The following is a 2,115-nucleotide window of genomic DNA, read 5'->3' on the forward strand; positions in this document are numbered from 1 at the left end:
AAGCTGAAGTGGTTGTTTGGGAAGTGTTGCCAATGGCTAGATTAACATTGCCTGTTGGTTGTGATGTTAAAACTACTGTGTAATTACCAGTTACGCCGCCTTCTGTAACATTTGTCGAAGTGGGAGTGATTGTGACTCCGGCAATATCGTTATCAGTGATATTAGCTGTCACTGAAGGTACGGTAATGCTGTTGTAATTGGTATCCGTTGAAGTGGCGGTATGAGTAATAGTTCCGCTATGGCTGCCTTCGACTAAGTTATCATCAACAGCGGTGACTGTTACGGTTTGTGGTGTATTCCAATTAGCTGAAGTAAAGGTGAGTGTGGAAGCTGAAGTGGTTGTTTGGGAAGTGTTGCCAATGGCTAGATTAACATTGCCTGTTGGTTGTGATGTTAAAACTACTTTGTAATTATCAGTTGTACCGCCTTCTGTAACATTTGTAGAAGTGGGAGTGATTGTGATGGCTGCACTGTCGTCATTGGTAATAGTGGTAGCAGCGGGAGTAGGGATGGGAACAGTTGCTTGAAAACCGGTAGGGGTGGTGTTGGGAGTCAGCGAAACTTGAATAGTCTCGTCGGGTTCAATCATCACATCGCCAACAACATTGAGGGTGACGGTAGCAACTGTTGCCCCGACAGCAAAGTTAATAGTATTAACAGTATTGCTGATGCCAGTGCCTGTTACTCCGGCTAGGGTGTAATCTGTGTTATTCGTAGCTGTTCCGGCAAAGGTGAGCGAGATGCTGCTGGCGACATCGGTACGCCCGGTGCGGGTAATGGTGTAGGTAATGGGAGTTGTGCCGCTATTGCCTTCGGCGACTGTGGCGTTGTTGGCGACTATGGCGTATTCGATGTCGTTGTCGTCAATGGTGAGAGTGGCGGTGTTGCTGGGGGAAGCGGCTAGGTTGTAGGTTGCGCCGTCTGTGAGGGTGACGATGACGGTTTCATTGGGATCGATAATGGCATCGTCGGTGGGAACAACGTTAATCGTGGCGGTGGTTTGTCCGGCTGGGATGGTGACGGTTCCCGATAAGGTGGTGTAGTCAGTGCCATTGGTTGCACTTCCGGCTACTGTGTAAGCAACTGTAAAACCATCCGGTGCAATATCGCTGAGGGTGAGGGTAAAAGTGCCGTTTGCGCCGCCTTCTGCGGGAGTAGTGCCAGCGGCGATGCTGACAATGGGGGCGTTTTCGTAGTAGCGGGTGTTGCCGTCCGCCGCCCCAACAAAGGCATCTAAATCGCCGTCGCCGTCAATATCGACTAAGGTGGGGGCGGCCAAAATCCCCACATCGGTGAGCCCGTTGGGGTTGGTGACGGGGGCGGCAAAAGCTGGGGCGTTGGCGGTGCCGGTATTCTGGTAGTAGCGGGTGTTGCCGTCACTAGCCCCAACAAAGGCATCTAAATCGCCGTCGCCGTCAATATCGACAAAGGTGGGGGCGGCGACACTCCCCACATTGGTGAGTCCGTTGGGGTTAATTTGGGGGGCGGCAAAGGCTGGGGCGTTGGCGGTGCCGGTATTCTGGTAGTAGCGGGTGTTGCCGTCAAGTGCCCCAACAAAGGCATCTAAATCGCCGTCGCCGTCAATATCGACAAAGGTGGGGGAGGCGGAATTCCCCACATTGGTGAGCCCGTTGGGGTTGGTTTGGGGGGCGGTAAGGGTTTTGGGTACGTTATCGGCGATTCGCAGTACGGCAGTTTTAGTCTTTGTTAGGTTGTATCCCGTGCCCGCAGTGAGGGTGATTTGTAGGGTTTCGCTGGGATCGACGACGTTATCTAAGATGGGAGTTACGCCTATATTGGCTGTGGTTTGCCCTGTGAGGATGGTGACGCTACCCGATAGGGCGGTGTAGTCGCTGCCCGGTGTGGCTTTACCGCTGACGGTGTAGTTGATGGTGGTGTCGGCGGTGGCGGCGGCTGTGAGGGTGACGACGAAGTTGCCGTTGATGGGGGCGGTGGGTTCGGCTTCGCTGGGTGTGGTGCCGGGGGCAATGCTGACACCAGGGGTGGGATCTTGGTAGTAGCGGGCGTTGTCGAATCGTGCCCCAACAAAGGCATCTAAATCGCCGTCGCCGTCAATATCGACAAAGGTGGGGGCGGCGGAATCCCCCACATTGG

At 53.9% G+C, this 2,115-nt stretch carries 1 protein-coding gene; it reads right to left on the minus strand.

Annotated features, from left to right (window positions below; translation table 11 throughout):
- The coding region (locus tag QUB08_RS12015) for a Calx-beta domain-containing protein (RefSeq protein WP_333224924.1) at nucleotides 1–2,115 on the minus strand (2,115 nt) is incomplete at both ends.

The organism is Microcoleus sp. BR0-C5, from assembly GCF_036705045.1.
Classification (GTDB): Bacteria; Cyanobacteriota; Cyanobacteriia; order Cyanobacteriales; family Microcoleaceae; genus Microcoleus.